At 62.6% G+C, this 17,298-nt stretch carries 15 protein-coding genes and 1 tRNA gene; 5 read left to right on the top strand and 11 right to left on the bottom strand.

What is annotated here, in order from left to right:
* Nucleotides 1-25 precede the first annotated feature (25 nt).
* On the top strand, nt 26-1,129 hold the full coding sequence (locus HD883_RS11375) for an alkene reductase (RefSeq protein ID WP_179585464.1): 1,104 nt from the start codon (nt 26-28) through the stop codon (nt 1,127-1,129).
* Between the two features lie 38 nt (nt 1,130-1,167).
* Nucleotides 1,168-2,325 carry an MFS transporter gene (locus HD883_RS11370; protein ID WP_179588604.1) on the top strand — a complete coding sequence of 386 codons (1,158 nt, stop codon included), beginning with the start codon at nt 1,168-1,170 and terminating at the stop codon, nt 2,323-2,325.
* A 65-nt stretch (nt 2,326-2,390) separates the two neighbouring features.
* On the opposite strand, the gene HD883_RS11365 is transcribed toward HD883_RS11370, so the two are convergent.
* The 6 genes from HD883_RS11365 to HD883_RS11340 all read right to left on the bottom strand — a co-directional run bounded on the left by HD883_RS11365 (nt 2,391) and on the right by HD883_RS11340 (nt 9,260).
* Entirely contained in the window at nt 2,391-3,944 is a 1,554-nt protein-coding gene (locus HD883_RS11365; RefSeq protein ID WP_179585466.1) for a sulfatase-like hydrolase/transferase, read from the bottom strand.
* A 25-nt stretch (nt 3,945-3,969) separates the two neighbouring features.
* The gene (locus HD883_RS11360) at nt 3,970-4,893 is read right to left on the bottom strand and encodes a Bug family tripartite tricarboxylate transporter substrate binding protein (RefSeq protein WP_179585468.1); all 924 of its coding nucleotides are present in this window, start codon (nt 4,891-4,893) and stop codon (nt 3,970-3,972) included.
* 81 nt (nt 4,894-4,974) lie between these two features.
* The gene (locus tag HD883_RS11355) at nt 4,975-5,508 is read right to left on the bottom strand and encodes a MarR family winged helix-turn-helix transcriptional regulator (RefSeq protein WP_179585470.1); all 534 of its coding nucleotides are present in this window, start codon (nt 5,506-5,508) and stop codon (nt 4,975-4,977) included.
* 147 nt (nt 5,509-5,655) lie between these two features.
* A complete protein-coding gene (locus HD883_RS11350; RefSeq protein ID WP_179585472.1) occupies nt 5,656-7,683 on the bottom strand; it encodes a PAS domain-containing hybrid sensor histidine kinase/response regulator in 2,028 nt (675 codons plus the stop codon).
* 105 nt (nt 7,684-7,788) lie between these two features.
* Nucleotides 7,789-8,142, bottom strand: coding sequence for a hypothetical protein (locus HD883_RS11345; RefSeq protein WP_179585474.1), 354 nt, complete (start codon nt 8,140-8,142; stop codon nt 7,789-7,791).
* Nucleotides 8,143-8,267: 125 nt separating this feature from the next.
* Complete coding sequence (locus HD883_RS11340; protein WP_179585476.1) at nt 8,268-9,260, bottom strand: hypothetical protein; 993 nt, start codon at nt 9,258-9,260, stop codon at nt 8,268-8,270.
* A 379-nt stretch (nt 9,261-9,639) separates the two neighbouring features.
* Between HD883_RS11340 and HD883_RS11335 the strand changes: the two genes are divergently transcribed.
* Nucleotides 9,640-10,035: a hypothetical protein gene (locus HD883_RS11335; RefSeq protein ID WP_179617610.1), complete on the top strand. Its 396-nt coding sequence runs from the start codon at nt 9,640-9,642 to the stop codon at nt 10,033-10,035.
* A 121-nt stretch (nt 10,036-10,156) separates the two neighbouring features.
* Here the strand turns inward: HD883_RS11335 and HD883_RS11330 are convergent.
* The 5 genes from HD883_RS11330 to HD883_RS11310 form a co-directional block, all read right to left on the bottom strand.
* Nucleotides 10,157-10,232, bottom strand: a tRNA-Lys gene (locus HD883_RS11330).
* A 95-nt stretch (nt 10,233-10,327) separates the two neighbouring features.
* The gene (locus HD883_RS11325) at nt 10,328-11,317 is read right to left on the bottom strand and encodes a Bug family tripartite tricarboxylate transporter substrate binding protein (RefSeq protein WP_179585480.1); all 990 of its coding nucleotides are present in this window, start codon (nt 11,315-11,317) and stop codon (nt 10,328-10,330) included.
* A gap of 412 nt (nt 11,318-11,729) precedes the next feature.
* Nucleotides 11,730-13,223, bottom strand: a complete 1,494-nt coding sequence (locus HD883_RS11320; RefSeq protein ID WP_179585482.1) for a DUF3482 domain-containing protein — start codon at nt 13,221-13,223, stop codon at nt 11,730-11,732.
* A complete protein-coding gene (locus HD883_RS11315; protein ID WP_179585484.1) occupies nt 13,220-14,653 on the bottom strand; it encodes a DUF2868 domain-containing protein in 1,434 nt (477 codons plus the stop codon). The genes HD883_RS11320 and HD883_RS11315 overlap by 4 nt, the downstream gene beginning before the upstream one ends.
* 103 nt (nt 14,654-14,756) lie before the next feature.
* Complete coding sequence (locus HD883_RS11310; RefSeq protein WP_179588605.1) at nt 14,757-15,515, bottom strand: GntR family transcriptional regulator; 759 nt, start codon at nt 15,513-15,515, stop codon at nt 14,757-14,759.
* 206 nt (nt 15,516-15,721) lie between these two features.
* Between HD883_RS11310 and HD883_RS11305 the strand changes: the two genes are divergently transcribed.
* Both HD883_RS11305 and HD883_RS11300 read left to right on the top strand, forming a co-directional pair.
* Nucleotides 15,722-16,003, top strand: coding sequence for a UxaA family hydrolase (locus HD883_RS11305; protein ID WP_179585486.1), 282 nt, complete (start codon nt 15,722-15,724; stop codon nt 16,001-16,003).
* Between the two features lie 70 nt (nt 16,004-16,073).
* Nucleotides 16,074-17,249: a UxaA family hydrolase gene (locus HD883_RS11300; RefSeq protein ID WP_179585488.1), complete on the top strand. Its 1,176-nt coding sequence runs from the start codon at nt 16,074-16,076 to the stop codon at nt 17,247-17,249.
* The last annotated feature ends 49 nt before the right edge of the window (nt 17,250-17,298 follow it).

The following is a 17,298-nucleotide window of genomic DNA, read 5'->3' as shown; positions in this document are numbered from 1 at the left end:
TGCTTCCACTGTCACAAGGCCGAGAATGGAAAGCGATAAAACTCCGAGCAATGAACGCCAGATCTTCCAGCCAGTAACGATCCGCGGATTGAAGCTTGCGAACCGTGTCGTCATGGCTCCAATGACGCGCAGCCGGTCAAACGAGGAGGGCGTCCCTCCAGCCTATGCGGCCGATTATTACGCCCAGCGCGCAGGCGCCGGTCTCATCATCACTGAAGCGACCAACATTTCGGCTCAGGCGCGAGGTTATCCTCGCACGCCGGGCATCTGGACCGACGCTCAGGTGCGAGCCTGGAAGTCGGTGACTGAAGCCGTTCATCGACGGGGCGGAAAGATATTTCTCCAGCTCTGGCATACGGGCCGCATCTCCCATCCCGACATGCATGGCGGCAGTGCTCCGGTTGCGCCGTCAGCCATAAGACCCTCGGGCCAGATCCGGGTGCATGACGGCATGAAGGACTTCATCACTCCCCGCGCCTTGGAAGCCGATGAAATCCCTCGAATCGTGGACGACTACCGAAAAGCGGCTGCGAATGCCATGACTGCCGGCTTTGATGGTGTCGAAGTGCACTCTGCCAACAACTATCTGTTGGAGCAGTTCATTCGCGACAGCACCAACTTTCGCAGCGACGCCTATGGCGGCTCACTTCAGAACCGATTGAGATTTCCCCTGGATGTTGTTCGGGCGGTAGTCGAGGTCTGGGGAGCCGACAGGGTAGGGGTCCGAATATCGCCCATCACCACCACGCCGGGCGAGACGCCGCTCGACAGCGATTCCATGGCTACGTACAGCGCCTATCTCGGTGCCTTGTCAGCGCTGGGCATCCTTTACGTTCACGATATCGAAGGTGTGACGCAAATGAGCCGGGAAGAAGCGGGTGGCGTGCGTTTTGATCAACTGCGCCAGCGTTTTCGCGGCGCGTATATTGCCAACAACAACTACAACCTTGCGCTGGCCGAGGGTGCCCTGGCGAATGGAAGCGCCGATCTCGTCAGCATGGGCCGCCCGTTCATTGCCAATCCTGACTTGATTGAACGTCTTCGGAAAAATGGTCCTTTGGCGGACGCACCCAAAGAGTATTGGTACGGTGGCGACGCGACCGGCTATTCGGATTGGCCCACGTTGTGAGAGAGGCGCCCAACTGGACAGCCGTATTCTCGCTGGCGATGGGGGTCTTTGGGCTGCTGACCGCCGAGTATCTTCCGGCGAGCCTGCTTACGCCGATGGCCGTCGACTTGGATGTCTCGGAAGCGTTGGCAGGGCAGGCGGTGACCGTAACTGCTTTGGTTGCCCTGTTCGCCGGCCTGCTCGTGCCAGGACTTACCCGGACGATCGACCGCCGTGTCGTGCTGCTTGGCCTTTCGGCGCTGATGGTCATTTCAAATCTGCTGGTGGCGGCATCGTCGAGCCTCGCGGTGCTGCTTCTGATGCGAATCTTGCTGGGTATCGCGCTGGGTGGCTTTTGGAGCATGGCGGCGGCCGTCGCGATGCGCCTGGTGCCATTGGCGCTGCTCCCGCGTGCGCTGGCTATCATCTTCAGTGGCATCGCGGTAGGTACGGTAGTCGCTGTCCCGCTCGGCAGCTTCATGGGTGGGCGCTACGGCTGGCGCAGCGCATTCCTGGCGGCAGCAGCCGTAGGCATCGTGACGCTTGCCTTTCAGTGGCTCACACTGCCGCGGCTTTCACCAACCAAGGCTACGCGGCTGCGGTCGGTGCTGGACGTGCTACGGCGCCCGGGGATAGGCGTGGGCATGCTGGGGTGCGTGCTCGTGCACACCGGGCACTTCGCGCTGTTTACCTATATTCGGCCTTTTCTGGAAAGTACGGCTGGCGTCGGGCCTGACGGCCTCGCGCTGCTACTCCTGGGATTCGGCTTGTCCAACTTTCTCGGTACCCTTTTGGCGGGCTGGCTATTGCACCGCAGTGAACGAGCTACCCTCGTTTTCATGCCCGCGCTCGTCGGCATCGCAGCGCTTGGTCTGGTCGCATTCCCTGCAGCGCTGACGGTCCAGGCCCTGCTGGTTGCGCTATGGGGCTTCGCATTTGGCGCCGTGCCGGTGGCATGGTCGAACTGGGTGGCCCGGGCCGCGCCGGACCAAGCGGAAAGCGCGGGCGGCATGGTGGTGGCGTCAGTGCAATCGGCCATCGCCGCCGGTGCAGCTGCGGGGGGAGCCATGTTCAGCATCAGCGGCATCGCAGGCGTATTTGTCGCAGGTGGCGTGCTGATGCTTCTTGCGGCGCTGTGGATCGCATTGATGGTCAAGGTTGCTCCGGCCGGCAGAAGCAAGCCGACTGTTGAAACTCTGCACGGTTCAGGAGGCTGATTGGCTGCGCATGCTTCGATACGTTATCGCGCCCTCGAGATACCGTCGCAACACAGCGTGTTCGGTTACCAGACCCCGATCTCGATCCCATGAGCAGGCTCGATGGTGTGCCGCGAAATGCAGATCCTTTCGTCGGGCACCGTCACGCTCAGCTTTCGTGCTCGCATCCATTCGAACAAAATGTTCTTGTGACGCGCCCGTTCCTGCTGCGTCGAGCCAAGAGCGCCGAGATCATGCAGCTCCTGCGGATCTTCGGCCAGGTCGAACAGCTGTTCGCGAAAGCCTTCCCAAAAGACATACTTCCATCGGTTGGTACGCACCATGTACCCGCGGCAGCGGCGGGGATCCTGCCCGAGTTCCAGACGGGCTTCGCGAAACGCATAGTCGATCTCGGAAATCGCGGCGTCTCGCCACGTCACGTCGCTGCCTCGCGTCAACGCCAGCAGCGAACGTCCTTCAAGAAGATGGGCAGGCAAAGGGACGTCGAAGGCCTCCAGGATCGTTGGCACTACGTCGATCGCCTCGACCAGGGCATCGCTGCGCAGCCCCTTGGAAGACGTCGCGGCATCCGGATCGACAAGGATCATGGGAATACGCGCTGACGCGTCGTGGAAAAGATCCTTTTCACCCAGCCAATGGTCCCCAAGATAGTCGCCGTGGTCCGCGGTGAATACGATCAGCGTGTTGTCCAGCTGGTTCAGGTCCCGAAGCGACGCCATCAGCCGGCCGATGTGCGCGTCGATCTGGCTGACCAGCCCCATGTACGCCACCTTCACTTTGGCGGCGACCTCGTCCCTGGCGAATGCGACGCTCTCTCCGTGCTTCATGTAGGCGGCATGAACGGGGTGAGGGTCCTCCTGTTCGCCCGCCGACTTCACCGTCTCCAGGCAGTCCTCGGGGCCGTACATGTTGTGGTAAGGCGCAGGCGCAAGGTAGGGCCAGTGCGGCTTGATGTATGACAAGTGAAGGCACCAGGGGGTGTCGCCCTGACGGCGGATGTAATCGATGGCGACGTCCGTCGTGTAGGCCGTTTCTGAATGTTCTTCTCGCACCCTGGCCGGGAGATGAACGTTGCGCATCTGCCAGCCACTCGCCAGCGTGCCATCCTCCGCCATGGCCGACATCACGTGCTCTTTCCAGGGGTCCGCGCCATACCCGTGGTCTTTCAGATAGGCGACGTAAGGATGGTCACCGCCCGGATCTGCATGTCCTTCATACCGGTCCGCCACCTCGAAGCCACCCTCCTGGATGTGCGTCATCACGTCTGGCGGAATGTGAAGCCGCTTCGCGGCCTCGTCGTCGGGCGCGTAATGGGTCTTTCCGGCAAGCGCCACCGGCACACCGTACGGCCGGAGCAAGTCGCCGAGCATCTGCTCACGGATCGACATCGGCATGAAGTTCCAGACCGCGCCGTGGCTGAACATCGACCGTCCGCTATAGAACGACATCCGGGATGGGCCGCACGTTGGCGAAGCACAATAGGCCCGCGTGAAGGACGTTCCGCGCTGCGCAAGCGCATCGATGTGAGGTGTCTTGATCGTCGGGTGGCCGTAGCACCCCAGATAGTCGGCCCGGAGCTGGTCGCACATGACGAACAGCACGTTCTTTGTTTTTTTCATGGTGTGTTTCTCCGAATGCCGCGCTTCATTCCGCCTTGAACCCTGCGTTCTGGACGAGCGTGCCCCAGCGAACGACCTCGGACGAAATCAGCGCGCCGAATGCGGCCGGTGTTCCTGTCACGGGTTCCACGCCGAGCGCCGTAAGGCGTTCTTCCACGTCGGGCCTGCGCGCTGCCCTGGACAGTTCGGCGTTGAGCCGTTCGATGATCGGCGTGGGTGTGCCCGAGCGTGCTACCAGGCCGTCCCAACCCGTGACGTCGAACTTGGGATACCCGGACTCCGCCATGGTCGCGATCGTTGGCGCATTGGCAAGCCGCCGCGTGCCGGTCACCGCGATCGGACGGACCTTGCCTTGTTCGATGAATTGCATGATCGCGCTGCTGGTCACGAACATGAATTGCACGCGGCCTGCCACCAGGTCCTGGATACCCAAGGTGAACTGGTTGTACGGAACGTGTGTCGCGGACACATTGGCAAGCTGCTTGAACAGTTCCCCGGACAAATGTGCCGGCGTACCGGCGCCTCCGGACGCGAAGCTGAAGCCCTGCGGATTTTTCTTCATCAGGTCGACAAGCTGCTCTACCGTGGTCGCCTTCACATCGGGATGGACGACAAGGATGTTGCTGTACCGCGTGAATTGTCCCACTGGCTGGATATCTCGCGCCAGGTCGAATTTGAAGTTGGCAAATAGCGCCGGTGCCACGGTGATCGGCTGCAGCATGGTCATCAGCGTGTAGCCGTCAGCCGGCTGACGCATCAACTCGGCAAGCGCGACCGCGCCAGCCGCTCCCGGCTTGTTCTCGATGACAGTCGGCCCCAGACCCGTCGACATATGGTGAGCAACGATGCGCGTGGCGATATCCGGCGGTGTACCGGCGGAATAGGGAACGATGATCCGGATCGGCTTCTTGGGATAGCTGTCCTGTGCCCAGGCCGGCGCGGCCAGCATGACGGCACCTGCAAGCGAGGCGGAAAGTAGAACGCGACGGCGAAGGAGCACGGTGGACCTCATCAGCTGTGGGTGGGTGGATCAATCTTTTCCATGAACATCGCGGGGGTCGAACGTCTTCACGTTTGACTTGATCCGCGTCAGGACCTTCATGAACGCGGTCATCTCGGAAGGGGAGATCCCCGTGAGGAAACTGGCGTAGTAGCGCAGCACGACAGGTAAAGACCTGGCAAACAGGTCCCGGCCGCTATCCGCCAGGAAAATCAGGGTTTTGCGTTTGTCGCCGTCCGGCGCGGTGCGCGCGATCAGTCCATCGCGTTCCATGCCGTCAAGAAGTTTGCTGAGATTCGAGCGTTCGATCACGCTCAGCTCCGCCAGTTCGCTGACGTTGTGCCCATCCTGATCCGCCAGGATGCTCAGCACCCGCCACATCAGCGGGCTGCAATCGAGAGGCTGGAGCACGCGCGCCATGTTCTGTACGTGATGGCGGTCAATGGCCAGCAAGTAGTGCATGGGCCAGTCCGTCACATGGAAAAGCTCGGCCTCATCCTTGACTGCGCGCGTGGGCCGGCGCTTGGGAAGCGAGAAGATGATCTTGCGAAGTTGAGTTGTCATTTACGTGAAAACTGTGTGAATTTTCACGTAGTTTGGACAGGGCTTGCTTTGCTGTCAATGGTTTGAGGCTTGTGACGCGCTAGGGGATACCCGTGGCGATCAGCCGACCCCGCCACGCCGCGGCTGTGCCATCAACCAGAGAGTCCGCTAAAGCTTGGCCGACGTGACGTAGGCATTGAGTGCATCGATATCGACGGGTTTCGTGAAGTGTTTGTTGAAGCCAGCTTCGATGGCGACACGCCGGTCCTGGTCCTGACCATAGCCAGTCACCGCGGCGAGTATCACGTGGCCCAGGCGCGGGTCCTTGCGAAGGCGGCGGGCAACCTCATAGCCGTCCATTCCCGGCAGTCCGATATCCAGCAGAATCACTTCCGGGTCGACTTCTTCCGCCTTTTGCAATGCAGCCGGTCCGTCATGCGCGACAGTCACCGTATGCCCGAAGTGCTCGAGAAGCAGCGCCAGCGTTTCTGCAATATCGGGGTTGTCATCGACGACCAGCACTCGCTTGCCCCCAGGCTGCACGGCAGGCAAGGGTTGCTGTTGATAGGTCCTGGCCGCACGGGCTTGCGGCGCCGCTATCGGAAAGGAAACCGTGAACTCTGCCCCGTGCCCAAGCCCTTCGCTCAGCACCTCGATCTTGCCCTTGTGAAGCTGGACGAGGCTGCGGACTATCGTCAGGCCGATGCCCAGACCGCCCTGCGAGCGCGCAAGGCCCCCATTCGCCTGTGCGAAGAGATCGAAGATCCGGTCGCGCATGTCATTTGCGATTCCGATACCGTTGTCCCGCACCCGGATACAGGCCTGCTCGTCGCATTGTTCGAGAGTCAGCGCAATGCGGCCTTCGGGGTCCGTGTACTTCGCCGCATTGGTCAGCAGGTTCACCAGTATCTGTTCAAATCGAACCGGGTCGCCTGTCACCTCGACTATCTTTCGTGGCAGGGTGACGCTCAGCGTATGACCCTTTTCGTCCATCAGGGACTGCACCGTTTCCAGCGCCTGGTTGACCAAGGCGCCGACGTCAAGCCGCTCGTGTTTAAGCTCAATCAGTCCCCGCGTGATGCGCGACACATCCAGCAGGTCGTTGACCAGACCACCGAGCACTTCGCTCTGCCGGGTCAGAATGGCCAGGTACGTGCGCGCACTGTCTTCGGTGGTCTGACGGGTGAGCAGTTGAACGGTGTTCACGATCGCACTCATGGGCCCGCGCAGTTCATGCGCCAGCATGGCCAGGAATTCGTCTTTGCGCTTGTCCGCTTCCACCAAGCGGGCTTGAGCGGCCCGCAGCTCGGTGATGTCCATGTTCGCAGCCACCGCGCCAACAATGTTGCCGTCCCGGTCAAGAATGGGCGAACTCGACACCACGATGGTTCCCCGCGTGCCATTGAGTCGCTCGATGTCGAGCACAACGTCTCGGGTCGATATCCCTTGCTTGAGCGACAGTGCGCAGGGCCAGTCGAGCGCATCAATTCGCTCGCCCGTATCTGGACGGAACCCCTTGTAGGCGTCGTAATCGACGACGGAATCCACGATTGCGTTTCCCGCCCACGTTTTCTTCCACTCCGCATTTTCCAGGATCATGGCGCCGGACGCGTCGAGCATGATCAGGCCGGTAGGTATGGTGTCGACGATGGCCTTGAACCAGGCGCGTTCTGCTTCGAGCTTCAGACGGCTTTGTACCAATTCCTCTTCGGCGGCTTTGCGTTCACGAATGTCTTCGATCACGGCCATCTCGTAATCCGGGGCGCCGCTCGCGTCCCGGACAACCGACAGATGCAGCTTGGTCCAGATGTAGTGGCCGTCTTTGTGAAGGAGCCGCTTTTCAAGCGAATAAGCGTTGAGCTGGCCTGCGGCCATGCGCTCGAAATTGACGAGATCTGCCTTGATGTCGTCCGGGTGGGTCATTTCTGGCCAGCAGGCAACGAGCATTTCCTCTGGCGTGCGTCCCAGCATCTGGCAGAACGCTGCGTTGACCTCAAGCCAGCGGCCATCCGGGAACTGCGCGCGCGCCATTCCAAGAGCGCACTGCTCGAACAGCGCGCGATAATGCGCGTCGGTAGCGGGAAGAGAATCGCGGGGCAGGCTGGGGCGGGTCATTGCGTGCGGCACATTGAAATGCGGGGTTCCAAAAGGCGAATGGCGGGTCAGGGTAACCCGTTGCCAGCCTGTAGAAGCCATCCGTCGCCGCACTGCCACAGCGAAATCGTAAGCTTTTGCTCTGTCTTGACGTAAGTTCTATCGAAAACGACTCGGGCGCAGCATCGCTTCCGTGATGCCGCGAGGTCAGCGTCGGTTCCGGGATGACGCCTTGCGAAGCATGGCCAGGAAGTGGTCGTACTTCGTCAGAAGATCATGTACGCGATCCTGCAGTCCAGTCGTTAAAGGAATCGTCCCGGACGCGCCCAGCTGCTGGCCTTCCACGTAGATTTTGATAGCGGGATTTTCGGGATCAAGAAGCACTTCTTGTCCGTCATCGGTCCGGATTGCCCACGGTAGTTCTGCTTCCGGGTGGACTGCAGATGCATCTGCGGGCGCGGTGATCCCGATCAGCGTTCCTTCAAGGGTGCCCCAAGGCGCAACCACTTTCAGATGCTTCCCTTCCAGTTCAGGCCACAGGTCGTATAGCTTGGTTGGCATGTCACCTCACAGTTTTTGCGAGTATCCCAACCCGCAGCGCGACCATGCGGTTTCCTTGTGTATCTACCACTGAGCACGGATGCGGCTAGCGTCGGGAGTGCCAACGCGCAGGCTTGATGCCCCGGTCAGCTTACCTGGGCGCCGGCCTCGACAAGCGCCGCCACGAAGTCATCAGGCCGCGCCAGCAACTCAGGCATGTACAGCCCGGGCGGCATCGGCGCTTGCCCATCCAGCCCCAACACCGCCCCCAGCAGCAGGACCACGCTGACGCCCGTGAGCGCTGCGGTGCCGTCATCGAAGACCAGCGTCGCGCGGCGTTTGGCCGGGCTGCCGGCGATATTCCCTTCAAGCTCAACCATGATTTCCGTCGCAGCCTTGCCGCCCTTGCGCCGACTGGATGATTCCGCGGTCACCAGGTCGAAACGGATATCGGGCGCGCCCGTCAACGCCTGCAAGCTCACGACGTCGAAAGAAGAGAATGCGCTCCCAGTAAGCCGCCGGCCGTCGACCGTCTCGATCTCGTGATGGACGTCATCGCCGGTCAACCAGACGCGCTTTCCGTCTTTGAGTGCAAACGCGGCAGGCGCGGCTTCGTGCAGGCGCTCCATGTCTTCCACGGCGGTCGGCCCGACTGAATCCTGATCGTCCACCAGCGCCCCCAGTGCAATGGACCGCACATGGTCGAACTGCTGCGCCGCCCGGGCCGCCAGCAGCACCGCCGCGCCCGCCATCCAATGCGATGCCAGCACCACGGGGGAAGAGGCAGGGCGGTGCGTGAACAGGGCAAGCTCGGACGCGACTTCGATCAGGCCACTTCCGATACTCATGTAGGGCACGCTTTGTTCTTGCGCCAGGCGCAGCCCGTTCAATCCATTGTCGGGCACCAGCATGACCACCGCACCAACCGTGATGTCCTGGCCCAGGCCTAGCCGGGGTTGATCGAGATCAATGCCCACCGCGCGGGCAGATCCGGTCGAGTCAGCCAATTCGCCTGCGGTCTTGAGGTTGCGCCCACCGATGAGCAGCGGTGTATCGGGATGCCGCGTTCTGAACCACGCAAGCGTCTTGCGCCCTACGCTGCCGGAACCACCCGCGAAAAGTATCGGACCTGTTTTCATGTTTGCCATCCTTGATGTGGGGTCGAGGAGCTCGAGTGCAAGCTACCATTGGTAGTTAAGTTAAACTACTAATGGTAGGTTGGCAAGTTGACGTCGATACGGTGAGCGGGATGGCGAATACCACTTTGATTAAGTGCGCATCGAATGCTCCCGTGATTCCAGCTTCTGGCGTCGGCGGTTTTCTGACGGACCACCCAGCATGCGCGCTCAATCTCACCAAAAGTGCAACAACGCTCGAAATTTTTCTCTCGTCAGCGCCAAACGTCCTATAGAGTCGTAAGCATGAGCACCGCAATGCACAACAGTGCGGAGCGCTCGCCCGCCGTCTGCCTTCGCAGATCGCCCCACCTATTAGCGCCGTAGGGCAGAGGTCACTCGCATGCTTGGGATTTCCGACGCATGGCCGCAATTCCTGGGAAAGCGCATGCGGGTGCTTGTGGGCGATGTGCTGGTTGAAGGCGTCTTTCTGGGGCTCAGGCCTGTCAGTGGGGTCAGGCCCGTCCTGTCTGACCCGCCGTGGGCGGTCCTGACCGATACCGGTATTGCCTTCATCGATCCCGACAGCGCATTCATCCAGATATATGTCAGGGAGGGGAGGTTGCTGCCGCCCCGCATCCCGGATCCGAGCACGGCGCGGGTGGACGCACTGGGCGCCTTCATCGAGAACGCGCAAGACATGATGCAACGCGCCGAGCAGATTCTGTCGCGATCGCGGCGCGGCCTTGCTGCACAGGGACAAAAGCACCTTGCGTCGGTCCACGACGGCACTGCCTGACTGAGCACACTCTGGCGCCGCCCGATTCGCCCCACAGGCAAACTCAAAACCAGCACACGCAAAAAAGCCGCATCAATTTGCATTGATGCGGCTTTTTTCCGGCTTCTTACACCGGCAGTTCTGGTGGGCTGTGAGTGGCTCGAACACTCGACCTACGGATTAAGAGTCCGCTGCTCTACCAACTGAGCTAACAACCCGAGAACGAAACTATAGCAAACTTTTTAGGCGCTTGTAAAGTCGACCGGCAAAATTGCTGCGCTTCGCCCAGCGTTGCCTGAAAAACAGGCAAGGCCTATTCGATCAGGACGATGTTCTGTTCCTTGGCGATACGTTTGCGCAGGGCCAGTTCCTTGGCGATCTGGGCGCTGAACTGTTCAGGCGTGTTGCCGTCGATCAGGGCGCCGCTTTCCAGCAGGCGGTCACGCACGGCGGGCATCTTCAAGGCCTTGACCGACGCTTCCTGCACGCGCTTGACGACCGCGGCGGGCGTGCCGGCCGGGGCGACGATGCCGTACCAGGCGACGTTGTTGACTTCCGGCAGGCCTTCTTCGGCAAAGGTCGGGACGTCGGGCAGGGCGGGCAGGCGTTGCGGCGACGCGATGGCCAGGGCGCGCAGCTTGCCGGCGATGACGTGGGGCATGGTGGACGGCAGGTTGTCGAACTGGGCGTTGACCTGGCCGGCCAGGGTGTCGTTCAGGGCGGGGCCTGAGCCGCGGTAGGGGACGTGGACCATGTTGGTCTTGGTGACCGACTTGAAGAGTTCGCCGTCCAGGTGCGAGATGGAACCGGTGCCGGCCGATGCGTAGCTGTATTTGCCGGGCTCTTTCTTCAGGAGCGCAATGAACTCCTTCATGTTCTTGGCCGGGACTTGCAGGTTGATGGTCAGGACGTTGGGCACGTTGACCAGGTTGGTGATCGGCGTGAAGTCCTTGATCGGATCGTACGGTGTCTTGGCGTTGGTGGCCGGGTTGGTGGCCATGGTGCTGACGGTGGCAATGCCCAGGGTGTAGCCGTCGTTGGGCGAGCGCACGAGCGCGTCGGCGCCGATGGCGCCGCCGCCACCGCCGCGGTTTTCCACGACCACGGTCTGGCCGAGTTCCTGCGACAGGCCGTTGGCGACGATGCGCGCCACGATGTCGGTCGTGCCGCCTGCCGCGAACGGAACGATCAGGCGGATGGGCTTGTTGGGATAGGCTTGCGCCATGGCCGAGCCGCTGGCACAGATGCCGACGATGGCGGCGGTGAAGAGGGCGGTGACGCCTGGTTTGACGGTCAGCGACATGAGTTGAGTGTTCCCTGGCGCCTGCAGCGCCGGTCAATTTTATGGATAGGAAGGGGATGCCAGACTACGGGGCGTCGTTGCACCGACGCGCGTAGTTGAACCTTAAAGGATTCAACCTGATGCCGTGCGGCGGACATATCGGTGGGAACCCTAGTCAGTCCACCCTATTTGGGATGAAAGCGACGGCTTGCCTTGCTGGCATGCGGATACTCGACGGGACGTCTGCCGGTCGATTCCGGGCAAATTCTGTTGCCGTTGTGCCAATTGGCAGGCACAACGGCAAAGCGTGATCGTCCTAGTCTCGTCCTACTGCCGTCCTACCCGTCGTCCTAGTCGTCATCGTCCTAGCCGCGTCCCATGGTTGAGTTCGTCAACCGTCCTAGTCGCGTCCTATTGTCGACCCACCTGCGTCCTACCCGTTGGACTCATCCTCGATATGGCGCAGTTTCAGCTTTTCCGCTTCCGGATACAGCTGTTCCAGCAAGTGCGCCATGGCGTCGGCCAGCAGGCGGGCCAGCGTCGCGACGGGGGCATTGTCGCCAGGTGCGTTGCGGGCGGCGGTCCAGGCTTCCTGCAGCGGGTCGGCGCGCTCAGTGATGACGCGCGCCACGTCGTCGCGCCAGAAGGCGGGGGCTTCGCCTTCAACAAAGTTGCCGCGCCCGCGGCCAAAGTGCGTGATGGCCAGATAGCGAAGCAGGCCGGCTTCGGCCAGCGCCTGCAGGTAGGCATGGCTCAACCGTACCGTGGCGCGGTCGGCGCCGCTGGCCTTGTTGACGCCCCAGGCCGCGCCGGCAAAGGTGGCCGCGCCCACGACCGCGCCGACCACCATGCCACCGCCGAGGGTCAGGCCGCCGCTCAAGACGTCGGCCGATGCCCCGGTGGCGGCGCCCGACAGGATCGCGCCCACCAGGCCGGCCTGTTTTACGCCTACCGGGGTGCGGATGTTCATGTGTTCGCTCAAGCGCTCGTTCACGCGCGCGGCCACCTTGCCATCCAGGCCGTGCAACGCCAGAAGCTTCAAGGTGGTCTGCGATTCCACGCCCGCGACGCGTTCGACCAGGGCCCGCATGGCGCTGTCTTGTGCAGGGTCGGCGACCCGTTTGCCCGGGGTGATGGCGTGCAGCGCCTTCTTCAAGGTCGAGGCGTCGCTGGCCACCGCCTGCGTGTCGCGCGCGGCGGCGGCCAGCAGATCAGCCAGGGCGTGCATGGACGCCTCGAAGCGATCGGTGTTGCGGGCTTCCCAGGTCGCCACGAGCCGCTGCGCACCCTCTCGTTTGTCAGCGGGAGCCAGGTCCACCAGGCTTTCGAACAGCACGCCCTCATGGACCCAGCACCGCGCAAAGGCGTCCATGGGCAGCACGGCGCGAACAACGGTGGACGATCGCAAGGCCTGCGACCATTTGCGGATGTCGGCCTGTTCCGCATTGGCGGGTGCGGGCGGTCCCATCTGGTTGAGAAGCACAACGACCGGCTTGCCCAGCCACTGCAGCAACTGCATTTCCGGGACGACGTAGCCGGCGTCTTGCGGGTCTTCGGACGCGTTGACGAGATACAGCACGACGTCCGCGTGATCGCGGGCGGCAAGCAGGGCGCGCTGGCTCAGGTAGAAGGGGCGGTCGCGCATGCGATCCCAGACTTCGCTCAGGAACCAGCCGACCGGGTTGCCAGCCTGGCTCAGTCGTTTGGCCAGCCGCACCGAGTCGCCAAAACCGGGCGTGTCCCACAAGGTCAGCTCGTCCCCTTCGGGCGAGGTGAGCAGGGTGTGGGCGTCGGCCGTCTCGGTCACGTGCGCGGCGTCCCGCACTTCGCCCACATCGCGCAGCAACAGGGTGCGGGCCAGGGTCGTCTTGCCTGCATTGGTGTGTGAGACCAAACACAGCTGCAGGCGGATAGGCAAGGTCGTCATGGGCGGACTCCGGTGTGCAGGTCCATCAGGTGAAGCTGCACCTTGTGCAGATCGGCAAAGTCCTGCCACAGCTGTTTGCGCTGCGACAGCCGCGCGTCGGCATCGCTCGCGCCGCCCAGGCGCTGCGCGTAGGCGGAGGTGTCCACCGCGATGGCCACCTTGCCGGGCAGGGCGCGCGACAGGTGATCGACGAAGGCGCCATGCGTGTCGATTTCGGGCGTGGCCGACAGGTTGAACAAGACCAGCGTCATCGTCGCGGTGTCGTGGGCGACATCGGTGCCTGCCAGGGCGGCGTCGGGCGTATCGCCGTAGCTTGCGGCGGGTCGCAGGGTCATTTGGGCGGTGTCACCGAGCAGGGCGCGGGCAAAGGTTTTCAAACCGGCATCCCGGTCTTCGTCCACGGCAAAGCTGTAGGGAATCACGCGCAAGACCAGTGCTTGCGAGCCCAGCGCGCCCAGCACGCGGCGAAAGTAGGGCTCGTCATAACTGACCGGAAAGCGCGCCTGCATACGGGCCGCGCGCCACTGCGCATAGCCCGCCAACACGACCCGCGGCACCACGATCAGCAGCAGGAACAGCAAGGCATACCGATGAATCCACGGCGCGCCATTGGCCGTGCCGCCGCTATCGGAAAAGCGCAGCGCCGCGATATCCGAAGGCAACCAGTTCAAGCCGGGAAAAAGCGCGGTCACCGGCCAGAAGATGATCGACAGCAGACGATGGACACCCGGCGCGTCCATGAACGTGCTTTCCCAGCCGACGCGATATTCGACGGTGAGTCCCCGCAGGTACAAGGACGCGATGACACCCACAGCCAATGCCGCCGCCGCCAGATGCAGCGCGCGCCGCCAGCGGGCGGCGGTCAAAGGCGCCGCCCGGACCTGCCAATCCTGCTGGAAGGCCGACATGGACCGTGCCAACGCGGGCGTCGGCCGGCCGGGCAGACGTCGTGTCGCGCCTGACAGCCAGGCTGGCAGATGCCAACGCGGCAGTCGCACGGACGCCGACGGCACCACAGCCATCACCAGCATGCCCGCATACACCAGCAGGTTCCACCCGACAATGCCCAGCAGCGGCAAGGACAGCAGGTCCATCCGGTGCGGGTTCGCAATGCGTTCGGTCAGCATGCCCGAGGCCAGCGCCAGCAGGGGCAGCGCAATCAGCAGCAACGCCGGCCAGCGCAATGGCTTGCGCCACGCCGCCAGTCCGGGCGTGCGCGTGCCCAGGTCGGTCAGCAGCAGGTCGGCGCGCCGGGCAAGGAAGGCGTCGGGCGTGACCGCGGCGGCATCGCCCGATGCGCCCAGCTGCAACTGGCGGCGCGCGCTCAGGCTGGCCTCGCGATAGGCGGCGTCATCCAGCACCGCATGCGCCGTATCGGTGGTTTCGATCGCGCGGATTGCCAGCACGTCTCTTGCCGCTCGTTCATCCATCCGCGTGCATTCCTGTCAGGTAAGGGGCGAATGACTATATCTGAATCGTCCGGCGCACGACGTAGGCGGATGCAGCAGGGTGTGTCGAGCGGTGAGCGGGAGGTCAGCTTGCGGGTGGCGTTCCTGGCGCCTGGCCCAGGTATTCATACTTCTCGGTGTTGACCCGCGACACCCGCCATTCGACCGGCTCTCGGTTGTAGGAGTAGGCCAGGCGGCGTACTTCCAGCAGCGGCGCGCCCACGGCCACATCCAGCCAGCCCGCATGAATCTCGTCGGCGCTGCAGGCGCGCAGGCGTTCGTCGGTCGCGATCACATTGATGTTGAAGGCGTCCTGGTAGAAGTTGTAGAGCGTGCTGGGACGCTCGCGCAGCATCTGTTCGGTCAGGCCCCTGAAGCGCGGTTCGGGCACCGTGATCGTGTCGACCATGACGACATCGCCATTGAGCACCAGCCGGTTCGAAAACTCGAACACCTGATCGCCGGTGTCGAGTTGCAGCGCATCGCGCAGGGGGCCGGTGGCCCGCAGGCGGCGGAACTTGAGCAGCGTGGTGACCGGGTAGGTCTTGACGCCGTCCTGCCCGACCACACGGAAAAACTTGAAGAAGTGATGGTTGCGATTGTGGATCGCGACGTAGGTGCCGCGGCCCTGCTGCCGCACCAATATGTTTTCGGATGACAGTTCGTCGATGGCCTTGCGCAGCGTGCCGATCGACACACCGAAACGTTCGGCCAGCTGCTTTTCGGGCGGGATGGCCTCGCCCTGTTTCCACTCGCCATGCGACAGCGCGTCGAGCACGGCCTGTTTGACCTGGGCATAGAGTGGCGCGCCCGCCTGGGCGTCGCCCGGCAGGGCCGAGATCATGGTCGACAGGTTGCTGTTCTTCATGGACGGTTGAGTTGATTGCGATGGACCGATTGTACCGCCAGCCGGACCACCGGGTTCCAGTCATTCAAATCATATAGATGATTTAGTTGACTTAAGAAAAGTCGGCCCCTAAGATGGCTGCACCGACAACGCAACAAGGTGCGACGCAGCTCCCGCGATCGCATCGGCAACCGGAGGAAGACATGATTCACGCCGTATTGCACGACTCGAAAGACACGGTCGCCGTGGCCGTGGTGGAAGGCATTACCGCCGGCACCGACATGAGTGCCTGGGTAATGGATGAAGACCAGTTGATCTCGGTCAAGGCGCTGCAGGACATCCCGATCGGCCACAAGGTCGCGCTCAAAGACATGGCCACTGGCGACACCATCTACAAGTACGGGGTCGACATCGGCAAGGTGGTCGCGCCGATCAAGGCTGGCGAACACGCCCACGTCCACAACATCAAGACCAAGCGCTGGTAAGCGCGCCGTCACGTCAACGTCACGGGCGCATCGCCCCCTTCCGCGCAATCCCCCATTCAAGGATCCGACCATGGCCGTCGTTACTTCCACTTCCACCTTCCAGGGCTATCGCCGCGACAACGGTCGCGTGGGTGTCCGCAATCACGTCATCGTGCTGCCGGTCGATGACATTTCGAACGCCGCTGCCGAAGCCGTCGCCAACAACATCAAGGGCACGCTGGCCTTGCCGCATCCGTATGGCCGCCTGCAGTTTGGCGAAGACCTGGAGCTGCATTTCCGCACCCTGATCGGCACGGGCTGCAACCCCAACGTCGCGGCCGTGGTCGTGATCGGTATCGAAGAGGGCTGGACCAAGCGAGTGGTCGATGCGATCGCCACCACCGGCAAACCGGTTGCCGGCTTCAGCATCGAACTGCATGGTGACCACGACACCATCATGCGCGCGTCCAAGACCGCCAAGGAATACGTGCACTACGCGACCGCGCTGACGCGGACCGAGTGCCCGATCTCGGACCTGTGGGTGTCGACCAAGTGCGGTGAGTCGGACACGACATCGGGCTGTGGCGCGAACCCGACCGTGGGCAATGCCTTCGACAAGCTGTATGGCCTGGGCAATACGTTGGTGTTTGGCGAGACGTCGGAGCTGACCGGCGGTGAACACATCGTGGCGGCACGCTGCGCGAACGATGCTGTGCGCGAAAAGTTCATGTTCATGTTCGATCGGTATCAGAAGATGATCGACCGCTGGAAAACCACGGACCTGTCCGAATCGCAGCCGACCAAGGGCAACATCGCGGGTGGCCTGACCACCATCGAAGAAAAGGCGATGGGCAATATCCAGAAGATCGGCAAGACCTGCAAGATCGACGGCGTGCTCGACAAGGCCGAGATGCCGACGTCGTCGGGCCTGTGGTTCATGGACTCGTCATCGGCCGCGGCCGAGATGGTGACCCTTTGCGCCGCGTCGGGCTATGCGGTCCACTTCTTCCCGACGGGGCAGGGCAACGTGATCGGCAATCCCATCCTGCCTGTCATCAAGATTTGCGCCAACCCGCGTACCGTGCGGACCATGTCCGAACACGTCGATGTCGATACGTCCGGCCTGCTGCAACGCGAGATCGACCTGGACCAGGCGGGCGACAAGCTGCTTGAATGCATGCTGGCGACGGCCAATGGCCGGTGGACGGCTGCCGAAGCGCTCGGCCATCGCGAGTTCGTGCTGACGCGCCTGTTCGAAAGCGCGTGATCTGACGAACGCCAGCCTGCGGGCCGGCGTTCGCTGCCGCACCCAAGCT

It is taken from the genome of Pigmentiphaga litoralis, from assembly GCF_013408655.1.
Taxonomy (GTDB): domain Bacteria; phylum Pseudomonadota; class Gammaproteobacteria; order Burkholderiales; family Burkholderiaceae_B; genus Pigmentiphaga; species Pigmentiphaga litoralis_A.
This window is presented reverse-complemented; position numbering and strand designations above follow the sequence as displayed.

Bases quoted from the DNA above. Each gene is read 5' to 3' on its own strand.
- HD883_RS11375 (WP_179585464.1), top strand. From the start codon at position 26: ATGGAAAGCGATAAAACTCCGAGCAATGAACGCCAGATCTTCCAGCCA.
- HD883_RS11370 (WP_179588604.1), top strand. From the start codon at position 1,168: ATGGGGGTCTTTGGGCTGCTGACCGCCGAGTATCTTCCGGCGAGCCTG.
- HD883_RS11365 (WP_179585466.1), bottom strand. From the start codon at position 3,944: ATGAAAAAAACAAAGAACGTGCTGTTCGTCATGTGCGACCAGCTCCGG.
- HD883_RS11360 (WP_179585468.1), bottom strand. From the start codon at position 4,893: ATGCTGGCCGCGCCGGCCTGGGCACAGGACAGCTATCCCAAGAAGCCG.
- HD883_RS11355 (WP_179585470.1), bottom strand. From the start codon at position 5,508: ATGACAACTCAACTTCGCAAGATCATCTTCTCGCTTCCCAAGCGCCGG.
- HD883_RS11350 (WP_179585472.1), bottom strand. From the start codon at position 7,683: ATGGCTTCTACAGGCTGGCAACGGGTTACCCTGACCCGCCATTCGCCT.
- HD883_RS11345 (WP_179585474.1), bottom strand. From the start codon at position 8,142: ATGCCAACCAAGCTATACGACCTGTGGCCTGAACTGGAAGGGAAGCAT.
- HD883_RS11340 (WP_179585476.1), bottom strand. From the start codon at position 9,260: ATGAAAACAGGTCCGATACTTTTCGCGGGTGGTTCCGGCAGCGTAGGG.
- HD883_RS11335 (WP_179617610.1), top strand. From the start codon at position 9,640: ATGCTTGGGATTTCCGACGCATGGCCGCAATTCCTGGGAAAGCGCATG.
- HD883_RS11325 (WP_179585480.1), bottom strand. From the start codon at position 11,317: ATGTCGCTGACCGTCAAACCAGGCGTCACCGCCCTCTTCACCGCCGCC.
- HD883_RS11320 (WP_179585482.1), bottom strand. From the start codon at position 13,223: ATGACGACCTTGCCTATCCGCCTGCAGCTGTGTTTGGTCTCACACACC.
- HD883_RS11315 (WP_179585484.1), bottom strand. From the start codon at position 14,653: ATGGATGAACGAGCGGCAAGAGACGTGCTGGCAATCCGCGCGATCGAA.
- HD883_RS11310 (WP_179588605.1), bottom strand. From the start codon at position 15,515: ATGATCTCGGCCCTGCCGGGCGACGCCCAGGCGGGCGCGCCACTCTAT.
- HD883_RS11305 (WP_179585486.1), top strand. From the start codon at position 15,722: ATGATTCACGCCGTATTGCACGACTCGAAAGACACGGTCGCCGTGGCC.
- HD883_RS11300 (WP_179585488.1), top strand. From the start codon at position 16,074: ATGGCCGTCGTTACTTCCACTTCCACCTTCCAGGGCTATCGCCGCGAC.